At 76.8% G+C, this 1,403-nt stretch carries 1 protein-coding gene; it reads right to left on the bottom strand.

The genetic code is table 11. The features are described 5' to 3' along the window. Window positions 1-223: 223 nt before the first annotated feature. Window positions 224-1,330 carry a hypothetical protein gene (locus FGF04_RS39245; RefSeq protein WP_235882753.1) on the bottom strand — a complete coding sequence of 369 codons (1,107 nt, stop codon included), beginning with the start codon at window positions 1,328-1,330 and terminating at the stop codon, window positions 224-226. Window positions 1,331-1,403 lie beyond the last annotated feature (73 nt).

A 1,403-nucleotide genomic window follows, 5' to 3' on the forward strand; every position in this document is an offset into this window, starting at 1 on the left:
GGCCTCCGGCACGGGGGGCCGCGGACCCCGCCCCGGACAGGCCGAAGGCCTCCGGCACGGGGGGCCGCGGACCCCGCCCCGGACAGGCCGAACACCGCTCGGGACCGCCACACAGCGCCCTCGGCACACGGCACGCCCACCGGCTGGGATCCACCGGCGCGTCGTACGCACTCGTCGTCCGGCGCCGGGCCGGAACGGGGCCGTCCGACGGGACGCCCGCGGGTCACCACCCGGTCAGCAGAAGGTGGTTGAGGAGCAGGGCGAGGACGGCCTGGGCGGCGAGCCAGACCCTGGGGCGCGGCAGGAACGCGCACGCCGGGAGCAGCCACATCGCGAACGGCAGCCAGATGCGCTCCGTCTCCGCCTTGCTCATCCCGGACAGGTCGGCCGCCAGCAGGGCGAGCAGACCGCCGAGGACCAGCACGGCGAGCCGGGTGGCGGCCACCTGCTCGCGCGCGCCGGCGGCCCGCCCCCGCGACCCGTACCGCCACAGGGCGGGCAGCGTGCGCCGCCCCTCGACCAGCGCGCTCCCGGCCCGTCCGAGCCCCGCCGCCGTGGCGAGGCCCGTGATCAGGACCGTGCACGCCAGGTTCGCCCACACCCAGTAGCCGTAGGGCCGGATGCCGCCCGCGCCCTGGTGGTAGCGCTCGACCAGGAGGCGGTACGCCTCCCACCAGTCGAAGCCGGCCAGGGTGAACGCCACCGGGACGACGGCGGCACCGGCGGCGACGAACGGCAGCACCCGGAGCCGGTTGCGCCCGAGGAGCAGCACGCCCGTACCGATCGCCGCGACGAGCGTGAGCCCGTACGACAGGTAGCAGGTGAGGCCGAACAGCAGGCCGGAGCCGAAGGCGGCGGTCCCGGCGCGCCGCCGCGTCGTGGCGGTGACGGCGAGCGCGCACACCGCCACGGTCCAGGCGGCGACGGCGGCGAAGTACCCGTCGGCCGACGTGCCCATCCACACGGCGGCCGGGGCGAGCGCCAGGAAGGGGGCCGCGCGCCGCGCCAGGTCCTCGTCGGCGAGTCTGCGCACGGTCACCAGGACGGCGACGCAGGCGGTCGCGCCGACCGTGATGCACCAGGCTCCCGCCCAGCCGCCGCCGCGCAGCCCGATCCGGTCGAGGAGGACGAAGGTGAGGGTGGCCGCGGGCGGGTGCCCGGCCACGTGCGGCGGCCAGTGGTCCGGTGAGCCGAGCAGGATGTGGTGGGTGAAGTCCCCCAGGGCGGCCGGGATGTCGTGGAAGCGGTCGATGACCTGGAGGTACTCGTAGCGGGTGGTGAGCCGCACGGCGACGCCCCGGTGCCATCCGTCGACCAGGGCCACCGCCATGGCCTGGACCTTGTCGCTGGCCCTGGGCGACGGATGGCACCGGGGCGGCGCCGTGCGGCTCACCACCCGCTAC

The organism is Streptomyces apricus, assembly GCF_008369065.1.
GTDB lineage: Bacteria > Actinomycetota > Actinomycetes > Streptomycetales > Streptomycetaceae > Streptomyces > Streptomyces apricus.